The organism is Thermococcus sp. JdF3, assembly GCF_012027495.1.
Lineage (GTDB): Archaea > Methanobacteriota_B > Thermococci > Thermococcales > Thermococcaceae > Thermococcus.
In genome coordinates this window covers 81,244-102,392 of the sequence record NZ_SNUK01000001.1, presented here as the reverse complement: position 1 = coordinate 102,392, position 21,149 = coordinate 81,244, and the positions used below count along the sequence as shown (strand labels likewise).

The window sequence follows — 21,149 nt, the reverse complement described above, 5'->3', positions numbered from 1 at the left end:
TTTTTGGAGGGATTGGAATGAAAAAGACCACGACCATTGCTCTGTTCCTAATCCTGCCTGGAATGGCAGCGTTCCTGTTTTTCAACCTATGGCCGATAATATACTCGATATATCTCGCATTCACCAACGCCCAGCTCGGCAACTTTCCGGTTCAGGCCCCGGACGCCCCGCAGCTTCAGTTCGTTGGTCTGGAGAACTTCCGCTGGATACTCGGCGACGAAACGTTCAGGAGCGCCTTCCTGTGGACGTGGATATTCGTGGTGACCAGCGTCACCCTGAAGGTTCTCGCGGGAATCATCCTCAGCCTGCTCTACAACAGCAGATACGTCAAGGGAAAAATGATCTACCGCTCCCTCCTCATAATCCCCTGGGCGCTGCCGCTGCTCTTCTCCGTTACAGTCTGGAAGTTCATGTTCGACCCGATATTCGGGCCGATAAACCAGCTGCTTAAATCCCTTGGGGTTCACAACCTCCCCAACTGGATTAACGACCCGATGTGGGCCTTTCTCGCGCTCAACATAATCGAGGTGTGGCTCGCGTACCCATTCATGATAACCGTCATCACGGCGGCGCTCCAGTCCGTGCCTGACACGCTCGTTGAGGCGGCGATAATAGACGGAGCCAGCTACTGGCAGAGGGTGAGACACGTGGTCCTCCCGATAGTCGGCAAACCGATAGCCTTCGCCACCATACTCACCAGCGCGGCGAGCTTCCAGTACTTCATGGTGCCCTACATCTACAACGCGGGCCTGTTCGAGGACAAGTTCATACTGCTCTACGGTTTCAGGAAGGCCTTCGGAGCCAGCCCCCACTACGGAAAGGCCGCGGCGATAATGATAATCGCCACGCTCGTGCTTGCCGTGTACATGTACGTTAACGTCAGGATAACCAAGCTTCAGGAGGGTGCCAAGGGATGATGGGAAGGCGCAAAGGGGAGGTCGTCAGGAGCTTTGTCCTGACCCTGCTGGCGATCTTCGTCATGTTTATCATACTCTTCCCGGTCTACTACATCTTCGTCGTCTCAATAAGCCCGGGCTCAACGCTCGCAACCACGGAGTTCCACATTATCCCCCGAAACGTCAGCCTTGACTCGTACAGGGAGGTGCTCTTTGGATTCTCAGGAAGCAAACTCTCGGAGAACTTCACAGGAACCCTCGAGGGAAGCGCCCACGTTCAGGACGGCAGGCTGTACCTGCTGGAAGGGACGATAAAGGGCGAGGTCAAATACGGGCCCTTCACAGGACTGGTGTTTGAGATCCCTGTGAAAAACCTGGTTTTCGACGTTTCAACGGACGTCAACGCTCAGGGACAGCTGAAGGGTGAGGTCAAGGGACTCTTCATCCTCACAAGGATGAACGACGACGGCACTGTGGGCTTCGCGATAATGAGGAACGTTGAGCTGAAGGGCGGAACCATTGAGGGCACCCACGTCTCGGGCCCGATGGAGAAGTACGTCGTTGCGAGGAACAGCGGAACCGTCAGGTTCACGAGGGTGGGGAAGTTCGTCAACTCGAAGTTCTTCGGCTACCTCAAGAACAGCCTCATCATAGCCACAATAACGGTGCTGCTGACGCTCGTGTTCGTCGTCCCAGCCGCCTACGCATTCTCGCGCATGAAGTTCTTCGGCAGGGAGCACGTGCTCTACTTCTACCTGATGTTCACGCAGGTGGCGGGCGGTCTCGGAATAGCGGGCCTTATAGCCCTCTACGGTATGATAGTCAAGCTGGGCCTCTACGACAAGCTGCCGGTGCTGTCCTTCATCTATGCCGCCGGAAGCGTTCCCTTCAACACCTGGCTGCTCAAGGGATACATAGACTCCATAAGCCCGGACTTCGACGAGGCTGCCCTGGTGGACGGCGCCAGCTACCTCCAGATAATCAGGCACGTGCTCCTCCCGATGGCGCTGCCAGGAATAGCCACGGTCACAATATTCGCGTTTATCGGAGGATGGACCGAGTTCATCCTGGCAAGCCTGCTGCTGACCGAGCCACACCAGCCGCTGTCGGTGTGGATATACCTTCTCCTGGGCGGCATAGGCAGGGGAATAGACTGGAGCTACTTCGCGGCCGCGGCACTGCTCTTCGCCCTGCCGGTGTTCGTGGCGTTCATGCTCGCCCAGAACTACATAAGGAGCGGTCTTACAGTTGGAGGTCTCAAGGAGTGAGGTGATAATATGAGGAGGGTTGCTGCCCTTTTCCTTGCCTTTTTGATGGTTGGAAGCCTGATGGGAGTAAGCTTCAAGGGCGTTGGGGCGGCCGAGCCGAAGCCGCTCAACGTCATAATAGTCTGGCACCAGCACCAGCCCTACTACTACGACCCGGTCCAGGACGTCTACACCAGGCCCTGGGTCAGGCTCCACGCGGCAAACAACTACTGGAAGATGGCCCACTACCTGAGCCAGTATCCGGACGTTCACGCCACGATTGATTTATCGGGCTCGCTCATAGCCCAGCTCGCTGACTACATGAACGGGAAGAAGGACACCTACCAGATAATCACCGAGAAGATAGCCAACGGGGAGCCCCTGACGGTCGATGAGAAGTGGTTCATGCTGCAGGCGCCGGGAGGGTTCTTCGACCACACCATCCCCTGGAACGGCGAGCCGATAACCGACCCCAGCGGCAACCCGATAAGGGACCCCTGGGATCGCTACACGGAGCTGAAGGACAAGATGATGCAGGCCAAGGCCAAGTACGCCAACCTGCCGCTCGAGGAGCAGAAGGCGGCGGTCACAGGCGAGTTCACAGAGCAGGACTACATCGACCTCGCGGTTCTATTCAACCTCGCCTGGATAGATTACAGATACATAATGGACACCCCCGCCCTCAGGGACCTCTACAAGAAGGTTGATGAGGGCGGCTACACCAGGGAGGACGTTAAAACCGTCCTCGACGCCCAGCTCTGGCTCATCAACCACACCTTCGAGGAGCACGAGAGGATAAACCTCCTCCTTGGCAACGGCAACGTCGAGGTCACGGTCGTTCCCTACGCCCACCCGATAGGGCCGATACTCAACGACTTCGGCTGGGAGGGCGACTTCGACGACCAGGTGAAGAGGGCGGACGAGCTGTACAGGCAGTACCTCGGCGGTGGAACGGCAGTTCCCAGGGGAGGCTGGGCCGCCGAGTCCGCCCTCAACGACAAGACCCTCGAGACACTCGCGGACAACGGCTGGACCTGGGTCATGACCGACCAGCTCGTCCTTGACAGGCTCGGCGTCGAGAACACCGTTGAGAACTACTACAAGCCCTGGGTGGCCGAGTTCAACGGAAAGAAGATCTACCTCTTCCCGCGCGACCACGCTCTCAGCGACCGCGTGGGATTCAACTACGGCGGAATGAACCAGTACCAGGCCGTTGAGGACTTCGTGAACGAGCTCCTCAAGCTCCAGAAGGAGAACTACGACGGCTCGCTGGTTTACGTGGTCACCCTCGACGGCGAGAACCCGTGGGAGCACTACCCCTACGACGGGGAGCTCTTCCTCACCGAGCTCTACAAGAAGCTGACCGAACTCCAGGAGCAGGGACTCATAAGAACCCTCACCCCGAGCGAATACATCCAGCTCTACGGCGATGAAGCAAACAGGCTCACACCGCAGATGATGGAGCGCCTTGACCTCACGGGGGACAACGTTAACGCCCTCCTCAAGGTTCAGAGCCTCGGCGACCTCTACGACGCCGTCGGGGTCAAGGAGGAGATGCAGTGGCCCGAGAGCAGCTGGATAGACGGAACCCTCTCCACATGGATAGGTGAGCCCCAGGAGAACTACGGCTGGTACTGGCTCTATATGGCCAGGAAGGCCCTTATGGAGCACAGGAGCGGCATGAGCCAGGCGGACTGGGAGAAGGCCCACGAGTATCTGCTTCGCGCCGAGGCGAGCGACTGGTTCTGGTGGTACGGAAGCGACCAGGACAGCGGGCAGGACTACACCTTCGACCGCTACCTGAAGACCTACCTCTACGAGATGTACAAGTTGGCCGGAGTCGAGCCGCCGAGCTACCTCTTTGGAAACTACTTCCCGGACGGTGAGCCCTACGTCACCAGGGCCCTCGACGGCCTCAAGGAGGGGGAGATGAAGAACTACTCGAGCATGTCCCCGCTGGCAAACGGCGTGAGCGTCTATTTCGACGGCGATGGGCTCCACTTCCTAGTGAGGGGGAACCTGGACAGGTTCGAGGTGAGCATCTGGGAGAAGGATGAGCGCGTCGGCAACACATTCACACTCCTTCAGGAGAGGCCGAGCGAGCTCAGGTACTCGATGTTCCCGTTCTCCGCCGACAGCGTCGGTCTCCTCATAACCAAGCACGTCGTGTACGAGAACGGAAAGGCTGAGATATACGGTGCCACCGACTACGAGAAGAGCGAGAAGCTTGGAGACGCAACCGTTGAGCAGACGAACGACGGAGTGGAAGTCATCGTGCCCTTCGATTACATCAAGAACCCGAGCGACTTCTACTTCGCGGTCTCGACCGTCAAGGACGGACGGCTCGAAACAATAACCACCCCCATCGAGCTCAAGCTCCCCACCGAGGTCAAGGGAGTCACGATAGCGGACATCGCAGACCCTGAAGGGGACGACCACGGGCCCGGAACCTACACCTACCCAACGGACGCGGTCTTCGTCGAGGGGGCCTTTGACCTTCTCCGCTTCAGGATGCTCGAGCAGACCGACAGCTACGTGATGGAGTTCTACTTCAAGGACCTTGGAGGCAACCCCTGGAACGGACCGAACGGCTTCAGCCTCCAGATAATCGAGGTCTACCTGGACTTCAAGGACGGCGGCAACAGCACCGCCATAAAGATGTTCCCGGATGGACCCGGAGCCAACGTCAACCTCGACCCGAACCATCCCTGGGACGTTGCCTTCAGGATTGCCGGATGGGACTATGGAAACCTCATCATCCTCCCGAACGGAACCGTTTACCAGGGTGAGATGCAGATTTCGGCCGACCCGGTCAAGAACGCGGTGATAGTGAAAGTCCCGAAGAAGTACATTGCCATAAACGAGGACTACGGCCTCTGGGGAGACGTCCTCGTCGGCTCGCAGGACGGCTACGGCCCGGACAAGTGGAGAACGGTGGCAGTGGATGCAGAGCAGTGGAAGCTCGGCGGCGCAGACCCGCAGGCGGTCATAAACGGCGTGACCCCGCGCGTCCTTGATGAGCTGGTTCCGCAGGGCTTTGAACCGACCCAGGAGGAGCAGCTGAGCAGCTACGATGCAAACGACATGAAGCTCGCCACCGTCAGGGCCCTACCGCTCCTCAAGCAGGGCATCGTTGTGAGCGACCCCGAGGGGGACGACCACGGGCCCGGAACCTACACCTACCCAACGGACGCGGTCTTCAAGCCGGGAGTCTTCGATCTCCTCAAGTTCAAGATGACTGAGGGCGACGATGACTGGACCCTCGAATTCTACTTCAGGGATCTCGGCGGCAACCCGTGGAACGGTCCAAACGGCTTCAGCCTCCAGATAATCGAAGCGTACTTCGACTTCAGAGACGGCGGAAACATCTCGGCGATAAAGATGTTCCCGGACGGGCCCGGAAGCAACGTCCAGCTCGACCCGCACCACCCGTGGGACGTGGCCCTCAGAATCGCGGGATGGGACTACGGAAACCTCATTATCCTCCCGAACGGAACCGTCTACCAGGGCGAGATGCAGATTTCAGCTGACCCCGTCAGGAACGCCATAATAGTCAAGGTTCCGAAGAAGTACCTGCCGAACGTTGGAGAGTACGGGCTCTATGGGGCCGTCATCACCGGCTCCCAGGACGGCTACGGCCCCGACAAGTGGAGACCAGTGGCCGTTGAGGCGGAGCAGTGGAAGGCCGGGGGGGCAGAGGCGGACGCGGTAATAAACGGTGTGGCACCCCGGGTCATTGACGAACTCGTTCCTGAGGACTTCAGTCCGACCCAGGAGGAGCAGCTGAGCAGCTACGACGCAAAGGACATGAAGCCCGCCACCGTCCTCATGATACCCCTCGTGGAGGGCAGCGGCGGGGAGGAGCCGACCCCGACCGAGACCACCAGCGAGACGAGCAGTTCGAGCACCACATCCACGACGAGCTCACCGAGCCAGACCACTACCACCAGTCCGAGCACGACCCCAACGACCACATCAAGCCCCACCACAACTACCACCAGCGGTGGAGGCGGCATCTGCGGCCCTGCCGCCCTGGTGGGACTCGCCCTGCTGCCGCTCCTCGTCAGGAGGCGGCGCTGACCTTTCATTTCAAATTTTTGAGGTGATAGAATGGCCGAAGTCAAGCTCATCAACGTCTGGAAGCAGTTTGGGGAGTTCACCGCCGTCAAAGACATGAACCTCGAGGTTAAGGATGGAGAATTCATGATACTCCTCGGCCCGAGCGGCTGCGGAAAGACGACGACGCTGAGGATGATAGCGGGACTGGAGGAGCCGAGCAGGGGGCAGGTGTACATAGGGGATACGCTCGTGGCAGACCCCGAAAAGGGGATCTTCGTCCCGCCCAAGGACAGGGACATAGCCATGGTCTTCCAGAGCTACGCCCTCTATCCGCACATGACGGTCTACGACAACATTGCGTTTCCCCTCAAGCTCAGAAAGGTCCCGAAGGCCGAGATCGACGAAAGGGTCAGGGAAGTCGCCGAGATGCTGGGCCTCACCGAGTTTCTGAAGAGGAAACCGAGGGAGCTCTCTGGAGGTCAGAGACAGCGTGTTGCGCTCGGAAGGGCCATAGTGAGAAAACCGCACGTCTTCCTGATGGACGAGCCGCTGAGCAACCTCGACGCCAAGCTCCGTGTCAAGATGCGCGCCGAGCTGAAGAGGCTCCAGAAGCAGCTCGGAGTCACCACCATCTACGTCACCCACGACCAGGTGGAGGCAATGACGATGGGCGACAGGATAGCGGTCATCAACCAGGGTGTGCTCCAGCAGGTCGGAACTCCCGACGAAGTCTACAACAGGCCCGCCAACACCTTCGTCGCGGGCTTCATCGGGGCCCCTCCGATGAACTTCATCGATGCCACCATAACGGAGGACGGTTTCGCCGACTTCGGCGAGTTCAGGCTGAAGCTCCTCCCCGACCAGGCGGAGGTTCTGAGGGACAGGGGGCTCCTTGGAAAGGAGGTTACCTTCGGAATCCGTCCTGAGGACCTCTACGACGCAATGTTCGCCCAGGTAAAGATACCGGGCGAGAACATGGCGCGGGCCATGGTGGAGATCATAGAGAACCTGGGGAGCGAGAAGATAGTCCACCTGAGGGTCGGCGACATAAACTTCCTCGGCGCCTTCCGCTCGGAGTCCAAGGTCGTGGAGGGCCAGGAGGTTGACGTGGTCTTCGACATGCGCAAAGTCCACGTCTTCGAGAAGGGAAGTGGAAAGGCTGTATTCTGAAGCTTTTTAAATCCCCTTCCCTATTTTTTTTCCATGAGTATAGAGGACTTCGCCGATTTTCTGGCCAGGGAGGTGCCGAAGGGCAGGATAGCCGAGCTTGGAATAGGCTTCCAGTTCAAAGTGGCGCTCAGACTCAAGGAACTGGGCTACGACGTTCTGGCCGTTGACTGGAACCCTGCGTCAGTCGAGAGGGCGGTGGAGCTCGGCCTGAACGCCGTCAGGGACGACCTCTTCAGCCCAAACGTGGGACTCTACGAGGGGGTCGCGGCGCTTTACTCCGTGAGGCCGACCCCGGAGATAGTGCGGCCCATCCTGGGGCTCGGGCGGAAACTCCACGTCCCCGTTTACATCCTCCCGCTCACCGGGGACACCATGCCGAGGACTATGAGGCTCACCAACTTCAGGGGACTGGCGATATACTCCGCTAAAGGTATTTAAACCGCCTCCCAATTAAGCACGGTGGTGTTATGAAGCTCTTCGGTACCGCTGGAATTAGGGGCACCCTGTGGGAGAAGGTCACCCCCGAACTCGCGATGAACCTCGGAAAGGCAGTTGGGACGTACATCAACGGGAAAACTGTGGCGGTTGCGAGGGACGGAAGGACGTCGAGCGTAATGCTCCAGAGCGCCCTCATCTCGGGACTTCTCTCGACGGGAACCGAGGTTCTTGATTTCGGTTTGATTCCGACGCCGACTCTAGCGTGGGGGACGCGGGAGCACGGCGATGGGGGAGTCATGATAACAGCGAGCCACAACCCACCGACCGACAACGGAATAAAGGTCTTCAACGGCGACGGAACGGAGTTCTACGTCGAGCAGGAGGGGGAGCTTGAGGAACTGGTTTTCTCCGGAAACTTCAGAAAGGCCACCTGGAGTGAGATAAAGACCGTAAAAGCCATCGATGTCATCGACGACTACGTAGGGGCCGTTCTCGAATTCGTGAACCACGAAACCGAGCTCAAAGTTCTCTACGACGGTGCCAACGGCGCGGGAAGCGTTTTGGCCCCCTATCTGCTCCGCGAGATGGGAGCGAAAGTGATGAGCGTGAACGCCCACGTTGACGGCCACTTCCCGGGAAGGAAACCGGAACCGAGGTACGGGAACATAGCCTACCTAGGGGAGCTGGCGAGAGAGCTTGGAGTTGACCTCGTCATCGCCCAGGATGGGGACGCCGACAGGATAGCGGTCTTCGATGAAAAGGGCCAGTACGTGAACGAGGACACCCTAATAGCGCTCTTCGCGAAGCTCTACGTGGAGGAACACGGCGGGGGGACTGTTGTTGTCTCCATCGACACCGGCTCAAGGATAGACCACGTCGTTGAGAACGCAGGCGGAAGGGTCGTAAGAATCCCCCTCGGCCAGCCGCACGATGGGATAAAGCGCTACGGGGCCATATTTGCCGCAGAACCGTGGAAGCTGGTCCACCCGAGGTTCGGGCCGTGGATAGACAGCTTCGTGACCATGGGGCTGCTCCTCAAGCTCATAGACGAGCGCGGAAAGCCGCTCTCCCAGATAATCCGGGAGGAGATACCAACCTATTACCTTACCAAGAAGAACGTTAAATGCCCGGACGAACACAAGAGAGAAGCGATGGAGAGGGCATACAATGCCCTCGGGGAGGCTCTCCGCAGTGAGGTGAAGGAAGTTCTGACGATCTCCGGCTTCAGGTTCAACCTCAGGGACGGCTCGTGGGTTCTAGTCAGACCGAGCGGAACGGAGCCGAAGATTCGCGTCGTCGCCGAGGCACCGAGCGAGAAGAGGCGCGATGAGCTATTCGAGCTGGCCTACGGCACCGTCAGAAGGGCAACAGAGGAAGCCATGAGGAAGGGCTGAGCCCCATTTTCCATCTTTAAACGCGGGCCCCTATGATCCAGCCGGCAGTACCGGCGAGGATAATTATCGCAAAATCCCTGACCAGAATCCCCACGCGGGGTTTTTCTCCAGCTCCGAACAGGTAGAGCCAGTAGACAAACATCGGCACCAGCGGGTCGGGCGATAGGTTGGATTCACCAAGGAGTGTATTGAACAGAAAGGAGAAAATTGAAACCGACGAGAGCGCCTTTTTGCCCATCGAACTCCCTCAGACGAACCTCGCTGGTCTCAGGGTTCTCACAGCTATGCCGTCCCTTTCCACCATGACCTTGAAGCCCTCCTTGGCCACGTAGGTCTTGACGCCGGTGACGGTTTCGATGTACTTGGCCTCCTTGTAGGGATTCGCGAAGTGCATCTTCATGCCTATGTGGCTCACCACGAGGGCCTCGGGCTTCTCACGCATCCTCTTAAGCATCATAACGATGTCGTCGGTGCTCAGGTGGTACGGAATGCCCATGTCCCTTGGCCTGGTGACCGCCGCGATGAGCAGTCTCGAACCGTCGTGCCAGTCGGTCAGGCCGTCGAAGTAGGCGGTGTCGGGGATGTACGAGATGTCGCCCAGGGAGCTCTTCATGCGGAAGCCGATGGTGGTCGGGTCCGAGTGCTGGGTCGGGGTTATCACCATCTCCTCATCGCCTATCGCTATCCTGCTTCCGGGCTCCGGGATGTGTATGCTCTCGAGCACGTCCAGGTGGTACTTGCTGACGGCCGGCGTGTGGGTCTCGTCGCCGTAGACGACGCTCTTGGATGCTATGAGAACACCCCTCTTCTTGAGTGCACCGCCTGTCATGGCCTCTATCATGACCTCGGTATCGTTGCAGTGATCCACGTGCCTGTGGGAGACGAAGATGACGTCGAGCTTTCTAGGGTCGAGCTTGTAGCGCCAGGAGCGCACGAGGGCGCCGGGCCCGGGGTCAACGTAGATGTTCCTGCTGGCGCGTATGTGGAAGCCGCCGGTGGAGCGGAACTGCGTTATGGTGATGAACCTGCCGCCGCCGCTACCGAGGAAGGTTATCTCTATCAAATCTCCACCCCCGTGTTCTTCTGCAGACATAGGGGTATCACAGAGGGAGTATATAAGACATTGCCCTTTCCCCGCACGGATGGAAACATATGAACACCCAAATAGATAACAGGGAAGTCATATGAATGGCATATAACATAATGTCAAAAAGGTACATCCCCCTCAAATAATCATACCACAAAATGGAACAGGATAGAGTCAAAAATTTTCCAGATATTTGTAAAATAGGAAGCCCAACAAAACATTTTTAATGATTCATGTGTCCAACTACTACGTCACCGTTTGGAGGTGCGAATATGGAGTTGAAACCGTACATACCACCGGAGAAATCATTGCCCGAATACACAATCAAGGCTTTTGTTTTGGGTATCGTCCTTTCGATCATAATGGGCGCCGCAAACGCCTACCTTGGAATGTACGCAGGTATGACCGTGAGTGCCAGTATCCCTGCGGCGGTCATATCGATGGCAATACTCTTCGCCTTCAAGGACAGAAACATCCTCGAGAACAACATGGTGCAGACCGCTGCATCTGCCGGAGAATCGCTCGCGGCTGGAGTCATATTCACGTTCCCTGCCCTCGTCGTCCTCGGTTACTACACGACCTTCCCGTACTACATAGTCACCATAATCGCCGCCCTCGGTGGTTCCCTCGGTGCCCTCTTCACCATAGTCCTCAGGAGGGCCTTCATAGCGGAGGAGAAGCTGCCGTACCCGGAGGGTATGGCCTGCGCCGAGGTCCTCATAGCCGGCGAGAGGGGAGGAAGCCACGCCAAACCGATACTCTACGGTGGAATCTTCGGAGGTCTCTTCAAGCTCTTCGGAAGCTCGGGCCTCTGGTCGGGAACCGTCGAGGCCGCCAAGATGGTCGGCTCCCGCGTCTACTACTTCGGAAGCGACCTCTCCGCGGCGCTCATAGCCGTCGGCTACATCGTCGGTCTCAACATAGCCTTCCTCGTCTTCCTCGGAGGCGCCATAGCCTGGTTCATAGCCATCCCAATCTACGCCGGCCAGATGGGCCACACCGACCTCAGCCCGATTGACCTCGCGTGGACCATATGGAGCACCAAGATCCGCTACATGGGTGTCGGCGCGATGGTCGTGGGTGGTCTCTGGAGCCTTATCAAGCTCAGGAACCCGATAAGGAGGGGTATCAAGGCCGGCCTTGAAGTCGCCAAGAGGAAGCAGTCCGGTGAGACAATCCTCAGAACCGAGGAGGACCTCCCGCTCAACTATGTCCTCATGCTCATAGCGGCCTTCGTCGTCCCGCTGTTCCTGCTCTACTTCCACATCATCGGCTCGGTGGGAATCGCGGCAATAATGGCGGTGATACTCCTCATCGTCGGCTTCCTCGGAAGCTCGATAGCCGGCTACCTCGCGGGTGTCGTCGGTTCATCCAACAACCCGGTCTCGGGAATCACCATCATGAGCCTGCTCTTCACCGCCTTCGCCCTCAAGGCCCTCGGCCTCAGCGGGATGGAGGGCATGGCGGCAACCATACTCGTCGCGGCCGTTATCTGTACCGCCGCCGCCATAGCCGGTGACACCATGCAGGACCTCGCCACCGGTTACATGGTCGGCGCCACCCCCAAGAGGCAGCAGGTCTTCGAGATGGTCGGAACCTTCTTCGCCGCCCTCGTCATGGCCCCGGTGCTCAACCTGCTCATCCAGGCCTACGGTATAGCGGGAACCCCGACCGCCAAGGAAAACGCTCTCGCCGCCCCGCAGGCATTCCTCATGGCCAAGGTCACGGAGGGTGTCTTCACCGGCAACCTCGAGTGGAACATGATATACATAGGCGCCGGAATAGCCATAGCCCTCATAATCCTCGACGAGATACTCGCCATGAAGGGCTCCAAGTTCAGGACCCCCGTCATGCCGGTCGCGGTCGGTATCTACCTGCCGCTCAGCCTCGGCGTTCCGATATTCATCGGCGGTCTCGTCAAGCACTTCGTCACCAAGTCCAGGAACGAGGAAGGGGAGAACCCGACCGACCCGGGCGTCCTCGGCGCCGCAGGACTCATCGCCGGTGAGGCCCTCATGGGCATATTCTTCGCCGCCCTCATCGTTGCAGGCGTCGCCCCGAGCTCGGGCTTCAGCAGCAACATCCTGGGAGTTATCCTCCTTGCCGGAATAGCGCTCTGGCTCTACATGACGGGCAGGAGGAAGTGACTCCCCCTTTTCTTTCCCAATCTTTAAATTTTGAACGCCGGAGGAATGGGCATGGAAGAGTACATGAACCTCGTGCCAGTGCGCAACGAGAAGATTGAACTGAAGAAGATCGAGGGGAGGTACTACCTCCTGATTCCCATGGACTCAAAGCTTGACTTTCTGGCCAGGAGGCTCCACGGGGACTACAGGAAGATAGAGCTCGACGAGATGGGGGCCTACGCGTGGGAGCTGTGTGACGGCAGGAGAACGGTGAAGGAGATAGGGAAGGCTCTGAAGGCACGCTTTGGAGAGGACGCAGAGCCCCTCTACGAGCGCCTGGTGACGTTTCTTTTCGAGCTGGCGAAGAGGTATTTGATTGAGTTTAAAAGAACGGATGAATTAGACTAAGGTGGTGATAACCATGAGCGAAGCCCTTGAGAAGGTCTCGCAGGAGATTGAGAAGCTCCAGGACGAGATGGTCGAGACGCTCGTCGAACTGATTAAAATTCCGGCCATAAGCCCGGACTACGGCTACGAGGGCGAATACGACAAGGCCCAGAAGCTGCTTGAGATAATAAAGGACTGGCCCTTCGACAAAGTTGAGGTCTACAACGCGCCGGACGAGAGGGCCAAGAACGGTGTCAGGCCGAGCATTTTAGCGTACTACTACGGTGAGAAGGGCGAGGAAAGCCCGAGGCTCTGGATACTCACCCACATCGACGTTGTACCGCCCGGAGATTTAAGCAAGTGGACGGTCACGGAACCGTTTAAGCCGGTCGTCAAGGACGGGAAGGTCTACGGCAGGGGAAGCGAGGACAACGGGCAGAGTTTGGTCGCGAGCCTCTACGCGGTCAGGGCCATGATGAACCTCGGGATAAGGCCGAAGAGAACCGTCATTCTGGCCTTCGTCAGCGATGAAGAGACCGGAAGCAAGTACGGCGTCGAGTGGCTGATGAGGGAGCACCCGGAGCTGTTCCGCAAGGACGACCTCGTTCTCGTCCCGGACGGCGGGAACGAGGAGGGTACCTTCATCGAGGTGGCCGAGAAGAGCATTCTCTGGCTCAGGGTGAAGGTCAGGGGTAAGCAGGTCCACGCCAGCATGCCCGACAAAGGTCTGAACGCCCACCGCGTCGCCCTCGACTTCGCCTACCACCTCGACAGACTGCTCCACGAGAAGTACGGCGAGAGGGACGAGCTGTTCGACCCGCCGGAGAGCACCTTCGAGCCGACGATGGTTCGCGGCCCGGCCGACAGCCCGAACATAGCGCCCGGCGAGCACGAGGTCGTCTTCGACTGCAGGATTCTGCCGAGGTACAGCATAGACGATATCCTGAAAGACGCCGAGAGGCTTGCCGAGGAGGTCAGGGAGAAGTACAGGCGGGAGTTCGATGGAAAAGTCCTGCCGGAGATTGAATTCGAGGTTCTCCAGCGCATGGACGCCCCGGAGCCGACGGACCCGAACAGCGAGATAGTGAAGCTCCTCCGGGAGGCCCTGAGGAGACTCCGCGGAAAGGACGGCAAAGTCGGCGGAATAGGAGGCGGAACCTTCGCGGCATACTTCAGGAAGCTCAGGATTCCCGCGGTTGTCTGGGCGACGCTCGACGAGATGGCCCACCAGCCCAACGAGTACGCCTGGATAAAGAACCTAGTCGAGGACGCCAAGGTCATGGCGGCCCTGGCTCTTCTCTGATCTCTCCCTTTTGTTTCAAATCCGTTTGAATCGAACGACAGACGTTTATATTTTCACACCGAGAGTAATCGTGGTGAACTTCATGAGGCGTTTCGTATCGGTCCTTATCGTCATAATGGTCATCACCTCGGGGTGCATAGCCGGGGGAAAGGGAACCCCAACCGCCCCGGAGAACTCCCCTGTCAAAACCCCACACCCAACGGACAGCGACGTTCTGAACCCGGTTCAGACTGATGAAGCCATGAACCTCGTCAGCGCCAGCAACCTCTTTGGCACCGAACTGTATCTGAAGCTCTCAGGGGAGAAGGGAAACGTCCTCATATCCCCATTCAGCGTTTTCACGGCGCTGGCGATGGCATATGAAGGGGCCGGAGGAGAAACCGCGAGGGAAATGGGCCTGGTCCTCCATCTGCCGGCGAACGACTCCGAACGGAGGGAGGCCTTCAGGACACTCCTGCTCAACATGGAGAGGCCGGGGGGCATAAAACTCACCGTGGCAAACACCCTCTGGGTTCAGAGGGGCTATCCCGTTAGGGAGGACTACGTTGACGTTATCCGTAGGTACTACCTCGGAGAGGCGAGGGAACTCGACTTCCAGAACGACCCAGAGAGTGCGGAGAGGGCCATCAACGAATGGGTGAGGGAGGAAACCAACGGAAAGATTGAGAACATAGTGGGCAACCTCGACCCCCTGACGAGGCTGGTAATAACAAACGCGGTCTATTTCAGGGCCAACTGGTCGAGCAGGTTCAGACCGGAGGACACACGGAACGAGAGATTCACGCTCCCCTCCGGAGAAAAAATCACCGTGCCCATGATGCACCAGCTTGGAGAGTTCAACTACGCGGAAACCGACGAAGTGCAGGTTCTTGAGATGCCCTACGAGGACTCCAGCTTCTCCATGGTGATAATCCTGCCCAGGAAAACGGACGGACTGAGCGGGGTGGAGAGGGGCTTAAGCCCGGCCTTTATCGGGAACCTCCTTGAGAAACTGCACCCCGAGAACGTCAGCGTCGCCATTCCCAAGTTCGAGTTCAGGGAAAGCTACCCGCTGAGCGACGTCCTCAGGGAGATGGGCATTAGGAGCGCGTTCACAGACAACGCGAACTTCTCGGGCATCTCAGAAAAGCCAATTGCAATCAGCGACGTCCGCCACAAGACCTTCATCAGCGTCGCCGAGAACGGCACCGAAGCGGCGGCCGCGACGGCAGTGACGTTCACTGTCGTTTCTGTCCGGGAAGAGGGGCAGGAGTACAAGGTCTTCAGGGCAGACCATCCCTTCCTGTTCCTCATAGTGGACAGGGAGAGCGGGCTGATACTCTTCATCGGGAGGCTCGAAGACCCGAGGGGTTGAACTTTTAAGCCCCTCACCCAACCCTTTTCATGCCAACCTGGAAGGACGGAAAGCTCGGACTGCCGGTCAGGGAAGCGGCTAGGCTTTTCCCTGAGCTGAAAAACTACCTCGATGAACGCGGCAGGCTCGACCTCTCGAACAGGGAAGCGAGGATACTCTACAACAAAGCCATAGCGAAGGCAGTCTTCGGGCTGGATATAGAATACCACCCGCGCGGGCTGGTAACAACTCCCGTCTCGCGCTACCTATTCCTCAAGACCTTCCTGCGCGGGGGCGAGAGGGTTCTGGAGATAGGGACGGGGCATACTGCCATGATGGCGCTAATGGCAGAGATGCTCTTCAACTGCGACGTCACCGCGACGGAGATTGATGAGGAGTTCTTTGAGTACGCGAGGAGGAACATCGAGCGGAACGGCGCTGGAGTTAAGCTCATCAGGAGCAACGGCGGGATAATCCGGAGAGTAATCCCTGAAGGCGAGCGCTTTGACGTGATTTTTTCAGCCCCGCCGTACTACGAGAGGCCGACGAAAGGGGTTCTGACGGAGAGGGAAGGCGTCGGTGGAGGGAAACACGGCGAGGCCTTCTCGGTGAGGTTAATCGAAGAGGCGCTGGATCATTTGAAGCCCGGCGGCAGGGTTGCCCTCTTCCTTCCGGACAAAAAGCCTCTGATAAAGACCATAGAAGAAAAGGGAAAGGAACTGGGCTACTCCGTCAGGGACGTACGCTTCAGGGTCGGAACGAGGTGGAGGCACAGCCTAATCCTCAAGGCTTAGGGACTCGGACCCGTTTTCTCATCATCCAGATGCCGGGTTCAGTGGAGGTGCTTTCTCCTCATCGTCCCACGCCGCGAATGAAGCGGAATCACTTGATATCCTCCACGTAGAGGAACAGGGCCTTGAGATACTCGGTGTCCTTCGAGGCCATCAGTATGGGGTGATCCGGGGCCTGCGTCCGGTACGGTTCAAGGAGACGGAGGAACTTGCCGGCCTTTGCGGCGGCCGCGATAACCATGTCCTTGAAGGCCTGCATATCGACGTGCTGGGAGCACGATGCCGTGACCAGAACCCCTCCCTCCTTAACGAGCTGCATTCCCGCGTAGTTCACGTTGAAGTAAGCGCGAAGGCCCCGCTTCAGGTCCTTTTCGTGCTGGACAAAGGCCGGCGGATCGAGGATCACGACATCGAACTTCTCGCCCCTCTTTATCATGTCCTCCATGACCTGGAACGCGCTCCCCACGACGTACTTCATCCTGTCATCCACGCCATTGAGCTTGGCGTTCTCCTTCACCATGTTTATGGCCCAGGGGGACTTATCGACGGCCACAACTTCGTCAGCGCCCGCGACGGCGGCGTGTATCGCAAATCCGCCGGTGTAGGTGAAGACGTCGAGAACCCTCATTCCCGGCTTGACGTACTTCTCAAGGGCTATCCTGTTCTCCCTCTGGTCGAGGAAGAAGCCGGTCTTCTGGCCGCGCATATCAACGATGAACTTCGCCCTGCCCTCCTCAATTATGGTGCGGTACTTCTCCCTGCCGAGGAGGACGCGCTCTATCTCGGGTAGGCCTTCCCTCCTCCTTGAGCGCCCGGTGTTCTTCTCGAAGACGGTCTCAATCTCGGGTTCGGCCTCCATTATGGCCTCGGCAACGTCGAGCTTGAACCTCTCCATGCCGATGCTCGAAATCTGGACGGAGGCGATCTCGTTGAAGCGGTCAACTATGAGGCCTGGCAGATAGTCCGCCTCGCCGTACACCATGCGGTACGCCTTGTCGTAGCCGAGAACCTTCTTGCGGTACTCGTTGGCCCTCCTGATCCTCTCACGGAAGAGCTCCTTGTTGACCTCTGTGTGCTCGTCCTGGGTTATGAGCCTGACCATGATGTTGGAGTTCGGGTTGATGAATCCCCTGCCCAGGAACTTGCCCCCGCGCGTGTAGACCTCCGCTATGTCACCCGGCCTTATCTCACCCTCGGTTCTCACGACTCCCTTTTTGAAAACTATCATCGCACCCTTGCCTATCGCTCTCGCAGCCTGAGCGTCAACTATAACCTTCGCCATCTCTCACCACCGGTGGAAGTTCGGCGATAGGTATATAACCCTTAGCGTCCTATACTATGCTGGTGATTCTATGCACTTCGAGGTAGTGAAGGAGTTTCTTGAAGAAACCGGGGCGGATTGGATAGAGATTGACGGCGAAATCCACCTCGAGCCAGAGGCCTTCTACGAGGTCTGGAAGTACGTCGGACAGCCGGATCTGGAAACATACATTGTCGAGGACGAGGTCGTCGAGCCGGGTTCTTACGATCCGCCCGAGATGAAGTACACTGAAATGAGGAAGATGAAGGTCAAGAAGGCCTGTTTCACCACGCTTGACGGCAGGAGGATAGTAACCGACTACGCTGAACTCCAGAAGGTTATGAAGGAGAAATCTGTCTGATCTTCTTCCTTCTTATCCGATTATTATGGGGAGCATCAGCACCCCCATGCAGTTTGTCCTTTTAACCCCAAGCAAAACGGCCAGCAGGCCCGTCATTGCGGCGCCAGCGAACGCCAGAATGCCAAGGAATCCGTCGAAGGCGTACGAGAGAACGATAAGGAAGAGAAGAACCGCGGCATTTAGGAGCTTATAGGGAATTCTCTCAAGGAGTTTGAGTATAAGGTCAGCCAGAGGCCCGCCGTAGAGGAGAACCGTTATTGAAACGAACAGTGCCGCGAGAAGGTAGAAAGTGAGTAACCCCCCGGGAAGAGGGTCCATCAAAGCGACTATACCATTTCTCCTCCTTCCCGTGGCAAGGAAGTTGGCAAATGCGAAGAGAAAGTTGGCCGTGTTCACTGAGAAGACCACCGTTAGAAAGGAGCGCTCGTCCTTCGAAAAGAAAGACCCGATGAGGGCCGCCTGGGATGCGGTAAAGGCAGGGACCAGCGAAGCCACCATTCCAAGAACCGTCCCAAGGAATGAGAAGCCGAGGAAGCTGTTCCTCCCCATTAGGATGTCGCCATCCCCCGGAGCGGCCGGAAACTTACCGCTGTTCTGGAGGGCCAGCAGGATAACCGGTGTTCCAAAGAGGCCGGTGAAGAGATGGTAGAAGGGCTGGCTGAGGCCGAGGCGGAAGGTGAGGATTCCGAGGATGCCGGAGATAAGAAGGATAAAGAGGGCATAGAGCCGCTTTACTCCCCTCTCCGTGAGAACCAGGAAAACTGCAAGCATGAGGACGAGAAAGCGCCCCAGCAGGGGGTGGTAGAGCGGAGCCAGCCTTAGGTAGAGGGGCATAAGAGGAAAGGCCAGAAGGACGGCCAGGAAACTTGCCCATAGAGAGATTCTCACGACCTCTCTGGCTCTGCCTCTGAGCACGAGCCTGTGTGCGGGCAGAATGCCAAGCGCTGTGCCCTCGTCGGGGACACCGAGAAAGGCGGAGGGAATGACGTCCAGGTGAGTGTGGGTCAGACCCATGGCGAACAGAAGGAGGTTGCTGCGGACTCCCACATCAGATAGAAAAGCGCCCAAAGTGTTGACGTGTATTCCCGGCGAAACGCCGCTTACAGTGCCGCCCACGATTCCAATCAGCAGTTCCCTGAGCACAGGTCATCACCCGAGGCAACCTCAAAGGCTGGCATGCCGCGATAGGTCGTGAAGAAGCCGTAGGCGGTGACGGTTTCGTTTATCTCAACCGAAACTCCGAGGGACTTTCTGAGCTTAAGGATAACCCAGCAGTTTGCCTCCGTAACGTTGGCTATACCAAAGCCGTTCTTGTAGGTCCTGACCCACGAGACGTTTCCGGATATCTTTGTGAACTTCCCTGGAAAAAAGTGGCAGATACCGTTCGGAAGCTCCTCGCGCGGAAGGATGACTGTGCAGTTCAGGCACAGGAGGGATGATTTCCGCCGGAGGGCCTCAACGTGGAGAACGTCACCCGTCCTGGCCGGGAAGCCGTAGAGCCTCATCTCAGTGCAGTTTAGCCTGAGGGAACGACCCTTACCGACTACCGTACAGTTGCCAGTGGCAATCTCTCCAATTTCCGCACTCCCGATGGGCGCCTTCTCCCCGGTTCCGAGGAGCCGAACATCCTCCCCGGAGTCCACGAGGAGCGAGAGCGTTGAGTAAAACCGGGCTATGCCAAGGACGCTAATCCTCTGGCCTGGCTCCAGCTCAATCCCGTATGGGAGGTACAGCACAACCTCCTCGCTTCCGTTCCAGAGGATGGTTTTCCGGCCCGAGTAAAGGATGACCCCCTCTGAAATCCAGGGCATGCCATCGGAGGGCCTCGCTGGGAAACCAAAGGCGGTGAAATTGATGGGATAGAACTTCCCGCGATACCAGAGGCCGTCCACTTTTACCAGTTCGCCCTTTTCTGCTTTCAGTGGAAGGGCCAGCCTTATCCGGTCAGGCGTCAGTAGATAATGACCCCTCGAGGGCCAGTACGCTCCGGTCAGAGAATCAAGCGCGAAAGTGGGTTTCGCAGGCTCAACTTTCTCCGGCCGCAGTCTAATGCCCGAAGAAGAGTTGAATTGGATTCCCGTGACTCTGTACACTTTACCGACTTCCAGGGAAGCGTAGACTCCAACGCTTCTCTTTCCGTCAGTCAGAACAGAGAAGCCATCTCCCGAGTGGACGCAGAGCCCGACAAAGGAGCCGGATTCAATCCGCTCATTCCCAACCACTGCAAGCGCAGTCAAAACTACTAAAAGACAGGCTGTAAGTACAATAGTCACTCTTCTATTGGTGACCATGATTAGACGTAATCACTGAACCTTAAAAACCTTCCGCTGGAGCGGAATGGGAAGTGAACCGCCCTGCCCCTGCGGGCGGGGCTTCGTGAGGATTCCGGGCTTTCATCCCCTTCCTCTCGAAAAGAGTCCCCCTGCCCGAGGAGATAAAAAAGTCAGTATACCTCACCGCTCGGGTAGACCACTATGCCCTCCTCGGTTATCTCAAAGGGGTACTTTTTCATCGAGTGCTTGGTCTCGCGCATCTTCCTTATCAGGAGATAGCGCTTCAGCTCGACCTCTTTCTCGACGAAATCAAGAAGGACAACCCCCCTTGCTATGTACTCCTCGATTCCGTGGCGGCTTATTTTACCCCTTCCGGGGTCTGGAGCCTCAGTGGTCAGTATTGAAGCAACCCCCATCTCCAGGAGGATAGTGTTCAGCTGAAGCAGGACCTCCCGTATCCTGGACTCATCATGCAACCGGAACGCGATGGATGGAATTGAGTCGATCACAAGCCTTTTGGCATCGATTGCCTTGACGACGCGGTAGATGTAACGGAGAAAGTCCTCGGTGTTGAGATTGCCCTCAAGCACATACTGCTCCTCGGAGGGAAGCCCAACGACCGCGCTTACACCATCAACAATGGCGATCTTCTTCTCGCGCTCCAGCCTCTCAAGATCCCATCCAAAGGTGGCCATCTCCTTTCTGAGATCCTGGGCCCTCTCTTCGAGGGTAACGATAACGGCAGGTTCGTTATACAACTCGGCTCCTTTGTATGCAAACTGAACGGCAAAAGTTGTTTTTCCGCTACCAGTTGGACCGGTGACAAGGACGGTGGTACCCTTGGGGAGGCCCCCCTGAATTAAGTCATCAAAGCCAGGGATGCCGCTCTTCACCCTCTCCACTGCGTATCTCCCCATTTAAATCACCCTTGAACGTTAGTCGGTAATGCTTTGACCTGATCACCCACTCTAATATAACTTCTGG

The 21,149-nt window shown here is 57.6% G+C and carries 18 protein-coding genes; 12 read left to right on the top strand and 6 right to left on the bottom strand.

Annotated elements, in window-relative coordinates; genetic code table 11:
• Window positions 1-17 precede the first annotated feature (17 nt).
• The 6 genes from E3E42_RS00505 to glmM are packed head-to-tail and all read left to right on the top strand — an operon-like array spanning window position 18 to window position 9,204.
• Window positions 18-917: a carbohydrate ABC transporter permease gene (locus tag E3E42_RS00505; protein ID WP_167902173.1), complete on the top strand. Its 900-nt coding sequence runs from the start codon at window positions 18-20 to the stop codon at window positions 915-917.
• Window positions 914-2,164, top strand: a complete 1,251-nt coding sequence (locus E3E42_RS00500; protein ID WP_167902172.1) for an ABC transporter permease subunit — start codon at window positions 914-916, stop codon at window positions 2,162-2,164. The genes E3E42_RS00505 and E3E42_RS00500 overlap by 4 nt, the downstream gene beginning before the upstream one ends.
• Window positions 2,165-2,173: 9 nt before the next feature.
• Complete coding sequence (locus tag E3E42_RS00495; RefSeq protein WP_167902171.1) at window positions 2,174-6,223, top strand: glucodextranase DOMON-like domain-containing protein; 4,050 nt, start codon at window positions 2,174-2,176, stop codon at window positions 6,221-6,223.
• Window positions 6,224-6,253: 30 nt separating this feature from the next.
• Window positions 6,254-7,372, top strand: a complete 1,119-nt coding sequence (locus E3E42_RS00490; protein ID WP_167902170.1) for an ABC transporter ATP-binding protein — start codon at window positions 6,254-6,256, stop codon at window positions 7,370-7,372.
• 33 nt (window positions 7,373-7,405) lie between these two features.
• Window positions 7,406-7,810 carry a UPF0146 family protein gene (locus E3E42_RS00485; protein WP_167902169.1) on the top strand — a complete coding sequence of 135 codons (405 nt, stop codon included), beginning with the start codon at window positions 7,406-7,408 and terminating at the stop codon, window positions 7,808-7,810.
• Between the two features lie 29 nt (window positions 7,811-7,839).
• Window positions 7,840-9,204, top strand: coding sequence for a phosphoglucosamine mutase (glmM, locus tag E3E42_RS00480; protein WP_167902168.1), 1,365 nt, complete (start codon window positions 7,840-7,842; stop codon window positions 9,202-9,204).
• A gap of 16 nt (window positions 9,205-9,220) precedes the next feature.
• On the opposite strand, the gene E3E42_RS00475 is transcribed toward glmM, so the two are convergent.
• Both E3E42_RS00475 and E3E42_RS00470 read right to left on the bottom strand, forming a co-directional pair.
• Complete coding sequence (locus tag E3E42_RS00475; protein ID WP_167902167.1) at window positions 9,221-9,442, bottom strand: hypothetical protein; 222 nt, start codon at window positions 9,440-9,442, stop codon at window positions 9,221-9,223.
• Between the two features lie 9 nt (window positions 9,443-9,451).
• Entirely contained in the window at window positions 9,452-10,267 is an 816-nt protein-coding gene (locus tag E3E42_RS00470; protein WP_148882990.1) for an MBL fold metallo-hydrolase, read from the bottom strand.
• A 296-nt stretch (window positions 10,268-10,563) separates the two neighbouring features.
• On the opposite strand from E3E42_RS00470, the gene E3E42_RS00465 reads away from it, so the two are divergent.
• The 5 genes from E3E42_RS00465 to E3E42_RS00445 all read left to right on the top strand — a co-directional run bounded on the left by E3E42_RS00465 (window position 10,564) and on the right by E3E42_RS00445 (window position 16,234).
• Entirely contained in the window at window positions 10,564-12,438 is a 1,875-nt protein-coding gene (locus E3E42_RS00465; RefSeq protein WP_167902166.1) for an OPT family oligopeptide transporter, read from the top strand.
• A 51-nt stretch (window positions 12,439-12,489) separates the two neighbouring features.
• Window positions 12,490-12,825 (top strand): PqqD family protein, encoded by a 336-nt coding sequence (locus tag E3E42_RS00460; protein ID WP_167902165.1) that lies wholly within the window; start codon window positions 12,490-12,492, stop codon window positions 12,823-12,825.
• Between the two features lie 13 nt (window positions 12,826-12,838).
• Window positions 12,839-14,107 (top strand): M20 family metallo-hydrolase, encoded by a 1,269-nt coding sequence (locus E3E42_RS00455; protein WP_167902484.1) that lies wholly within the window; start codon window positions 12,839-12,841, stop codon window positions 14,105-14,107.
• An 82-nt stretch (window positions 14,108-14,189) separates the two neighbouring features.
• The gene (locus E3E42_RS00450; protein WP_167902164.1) at window positions 14,190-15,461 is read left to right on the top strand and encodes a serpin family protein; all 1,272 of its coding nucleotides are present in this window, start codon (window positions 14,190-14,192) and stop codon (window positions 15,459-15,461) included.
• 29 nt (window positions 15,462-15,490) lie between these two features.
• A complete protein-coding gene (locus tag E3E42_RS00445) occupies window positions 15,491-16,234 on the top strand; it encodes a methyltransferase domain-containing protein (RefSeq protein ID WP_167902163.1) in 744 nt (247 codons plus the stop codon).
• An 88-nt stretch (window positions 16,235-16,322) separates the two neighbouring features.
• On the opposite strand, the gene E3E42_RS00440 is transcribed toward E3E42_RS00445, so the two are convergent.
• Window positions 16,323-17,513: a class I SAM-dependent rRNA methyltransferase gene (locus tag E3E42_RS00440; protein WP_167902162.1), complete on the bottom strand. Its 1,191-nt coding sequence runs from the start codon at window positions 17,511-17,513 to the stop codon at window positions 16,323-16,325.
• Window positions 17,514-17,583: 70 nt separating this feature from the next.
• On the opposite strand from E3E42_RS00440, the gene E3E42_RS00435 reads away from it, so the two are divergent.
• Window positions 17,584-17,892 (top strand): DUF5748 family protein, encoded by a 309-nt coding sequence (locus E3E42_RS00435; RefSeq protein ID WP_167902161.1) that lies wholly within the window; start codon window positions 17,584-17,586, stop codon window positions 17,890-17,892.
• 12 nt (window positions 17,893-17,904) lie between these two features.
• Here the strand turns inward: E3E42_RS00435 and E3E42_RS00430 are convergent, their stop codons facing one another.
• The 3 genes from E3E42_RS00430 to E3E42_RS00420 form a co-directional block, all read right to left on the bottom strand.
• Window positions 17,905-19,035, bottom strand: coding sequence for a tripartite tricarboxylate transporter permease (locus E3E42_RS00430; RefSeq protein WP_167902160.1), 1,131 nt, complete (start codon window positions 19,033-19,035; stop codon window positions 17,905-17,907).
• A complete protein-coding gene (locus E3E42_RS00425; protein ID WP_167902159.1) occupies window positions 19,017-20,183 on the bottom strand; it encodes a hypothetical protein in 1,167 nt (388 codons plus the stop codon). The genes E3E42_RS00430 and E3E42_RS00425 overlap by 19 nt, the downstream gene beginning before the upstream one ends.
• A 152-nt stretch (window positions 20,184-20,335) precedes the next feature.
• Window positions 20,336-21,082 (bottom strand): ATPase domain-containing protein, encoded by a 747-nt coding sequence (locus E3E42_RS00420; protein WP_167902158.1) that lies wholly within the window; start codon window positions 21,080-21,082, stop codon window positions 20,336-20,338.
• Window positions 21,083-21,149 lie beyond the last annotated feature (67 nt).

What these genes read in the sequence shown, in the direction of transcription:
- glmM (WP_167902168.1), top strand. Translation starts at nt 7,840, where the DNA reads ATGAAGCTCTTCGGTACCGCTGGAATTAGGGGCACCCTGTGGGAGAAG.
- E3E42_RS00440 (WP_167902162.1), bottom strand. Translation starts at nt 17,513, where the DNA reads ATGGCGAAGGTTATAGTTGACGCTCAGGCTGCGAGAGCGATAGGCAAG.
- E3E42_RS00425 (WP_167902159.1), bottom strand. Translation starts at nt 20,183, where the DNA reads ATGGTCACCAATAGAAGAGTGACTATTGTACTTACAGCCTGTCTTTTA.
- E3E42_RS00500 (WP_167902172.1), top strand. Translation starts at nt 914, where the DNA reads ATGATGGGAAGGCGCAAAGGGGAGGTCGTCAGGAGCTTTGTCCTGACC.
- E3E42_RS00475 (WP_167902167.1), bottom strand. Translation starts at nt 9,442, where the DNA reads ATGGGCAAAAAGGCGCTCTCGTCGGTTTCAATTTTCTCCTTTCTGTTC.
- E3E42_RS00485 (WP_167902169.1), top strand. Translation starts at nt 7,406, where the DNA reads ATGAGTATAGAGGACTTCGCCGATTTTCTGGCCAGGGAGGTGCCGAAG.
- E3E42_RS00455 (WP_167902484.1), top strand. Translation starts at nt 12,839, where the DNA reads ATGAGCGAAGCCCTTGAGAAGGTCTCGCAGGAGATTGAGAAGCTCCAG.
- E3E42_RS00435 (WP_167902161.1), top strand. Translation starts at nt 17,584, where the DNA reads ATGCACTTCGAGGTAGTGAAGGAGTTTCTTGAAGAAACCGGGGCGGAT.
- E3E42_RS00490 (WP_167902170.1), top strand. Translation starts at nt 6,254, where the DNA reads ATGGCCGAAGTCAAGCTCATCAACGTCTGGAAGCAGTTTGGGGAGTTC.
- E3E42_RS00505 (WP_167902173.1), top strand. Translation starts at nt 18, where the DNA reads ATGAAAAAGACCACGACCATTGCTCTGTTCCTAATCCTGCCTGGAATG.
- E3E42_RS00450 (WP_167902164.1), top strand. Translation starts at nt 14,190, where the DNA reads ATGAGGCGTTTCGTATCGGTCCTTATCGTCATAATGGTCATCACCTCG.
- E3E42_RS00420 (WP_167902158.1), bottom strand. Translation starts at nt 21,082, where the DNA reads ATGGGGAGATACGCAGTGGAGAGGGTGAAGAGCGGCATCCCTGGCTTT.
- E3E42_RS00460 (WP_167902165.1), top strand. Translation starts at nt 12,490, where the DNA reads ATGGAAGAGTACATGAACCTCGTGCCAGTGCGCAACGAGAAGATTGAA.
- E3E42_RS00445 (WP_167902163.1), top strand. Translation starts at nt 15,491, where the DNA reads ATGCCAACCTGGAAGGACGGAAAGCTCGGACTGCCGGTCAGGGAAGCG.
- E3E42_RS00495 (WP_167902171.1), top strand. Translation starts at nt 2,174, where the DNA reads ATGAGGAGGGTTGCTGCCCTTTTCCTTGCCTTTTTGATGGTTGGAAGC.
- E3E42_RS00465 (WP_167902166.1), top strand. Translation starts at nt 10,564, where the DNA reads ATGGAGTTGAAACCGTACATACCACCGGAGAAATCATTGCCCGAATAC.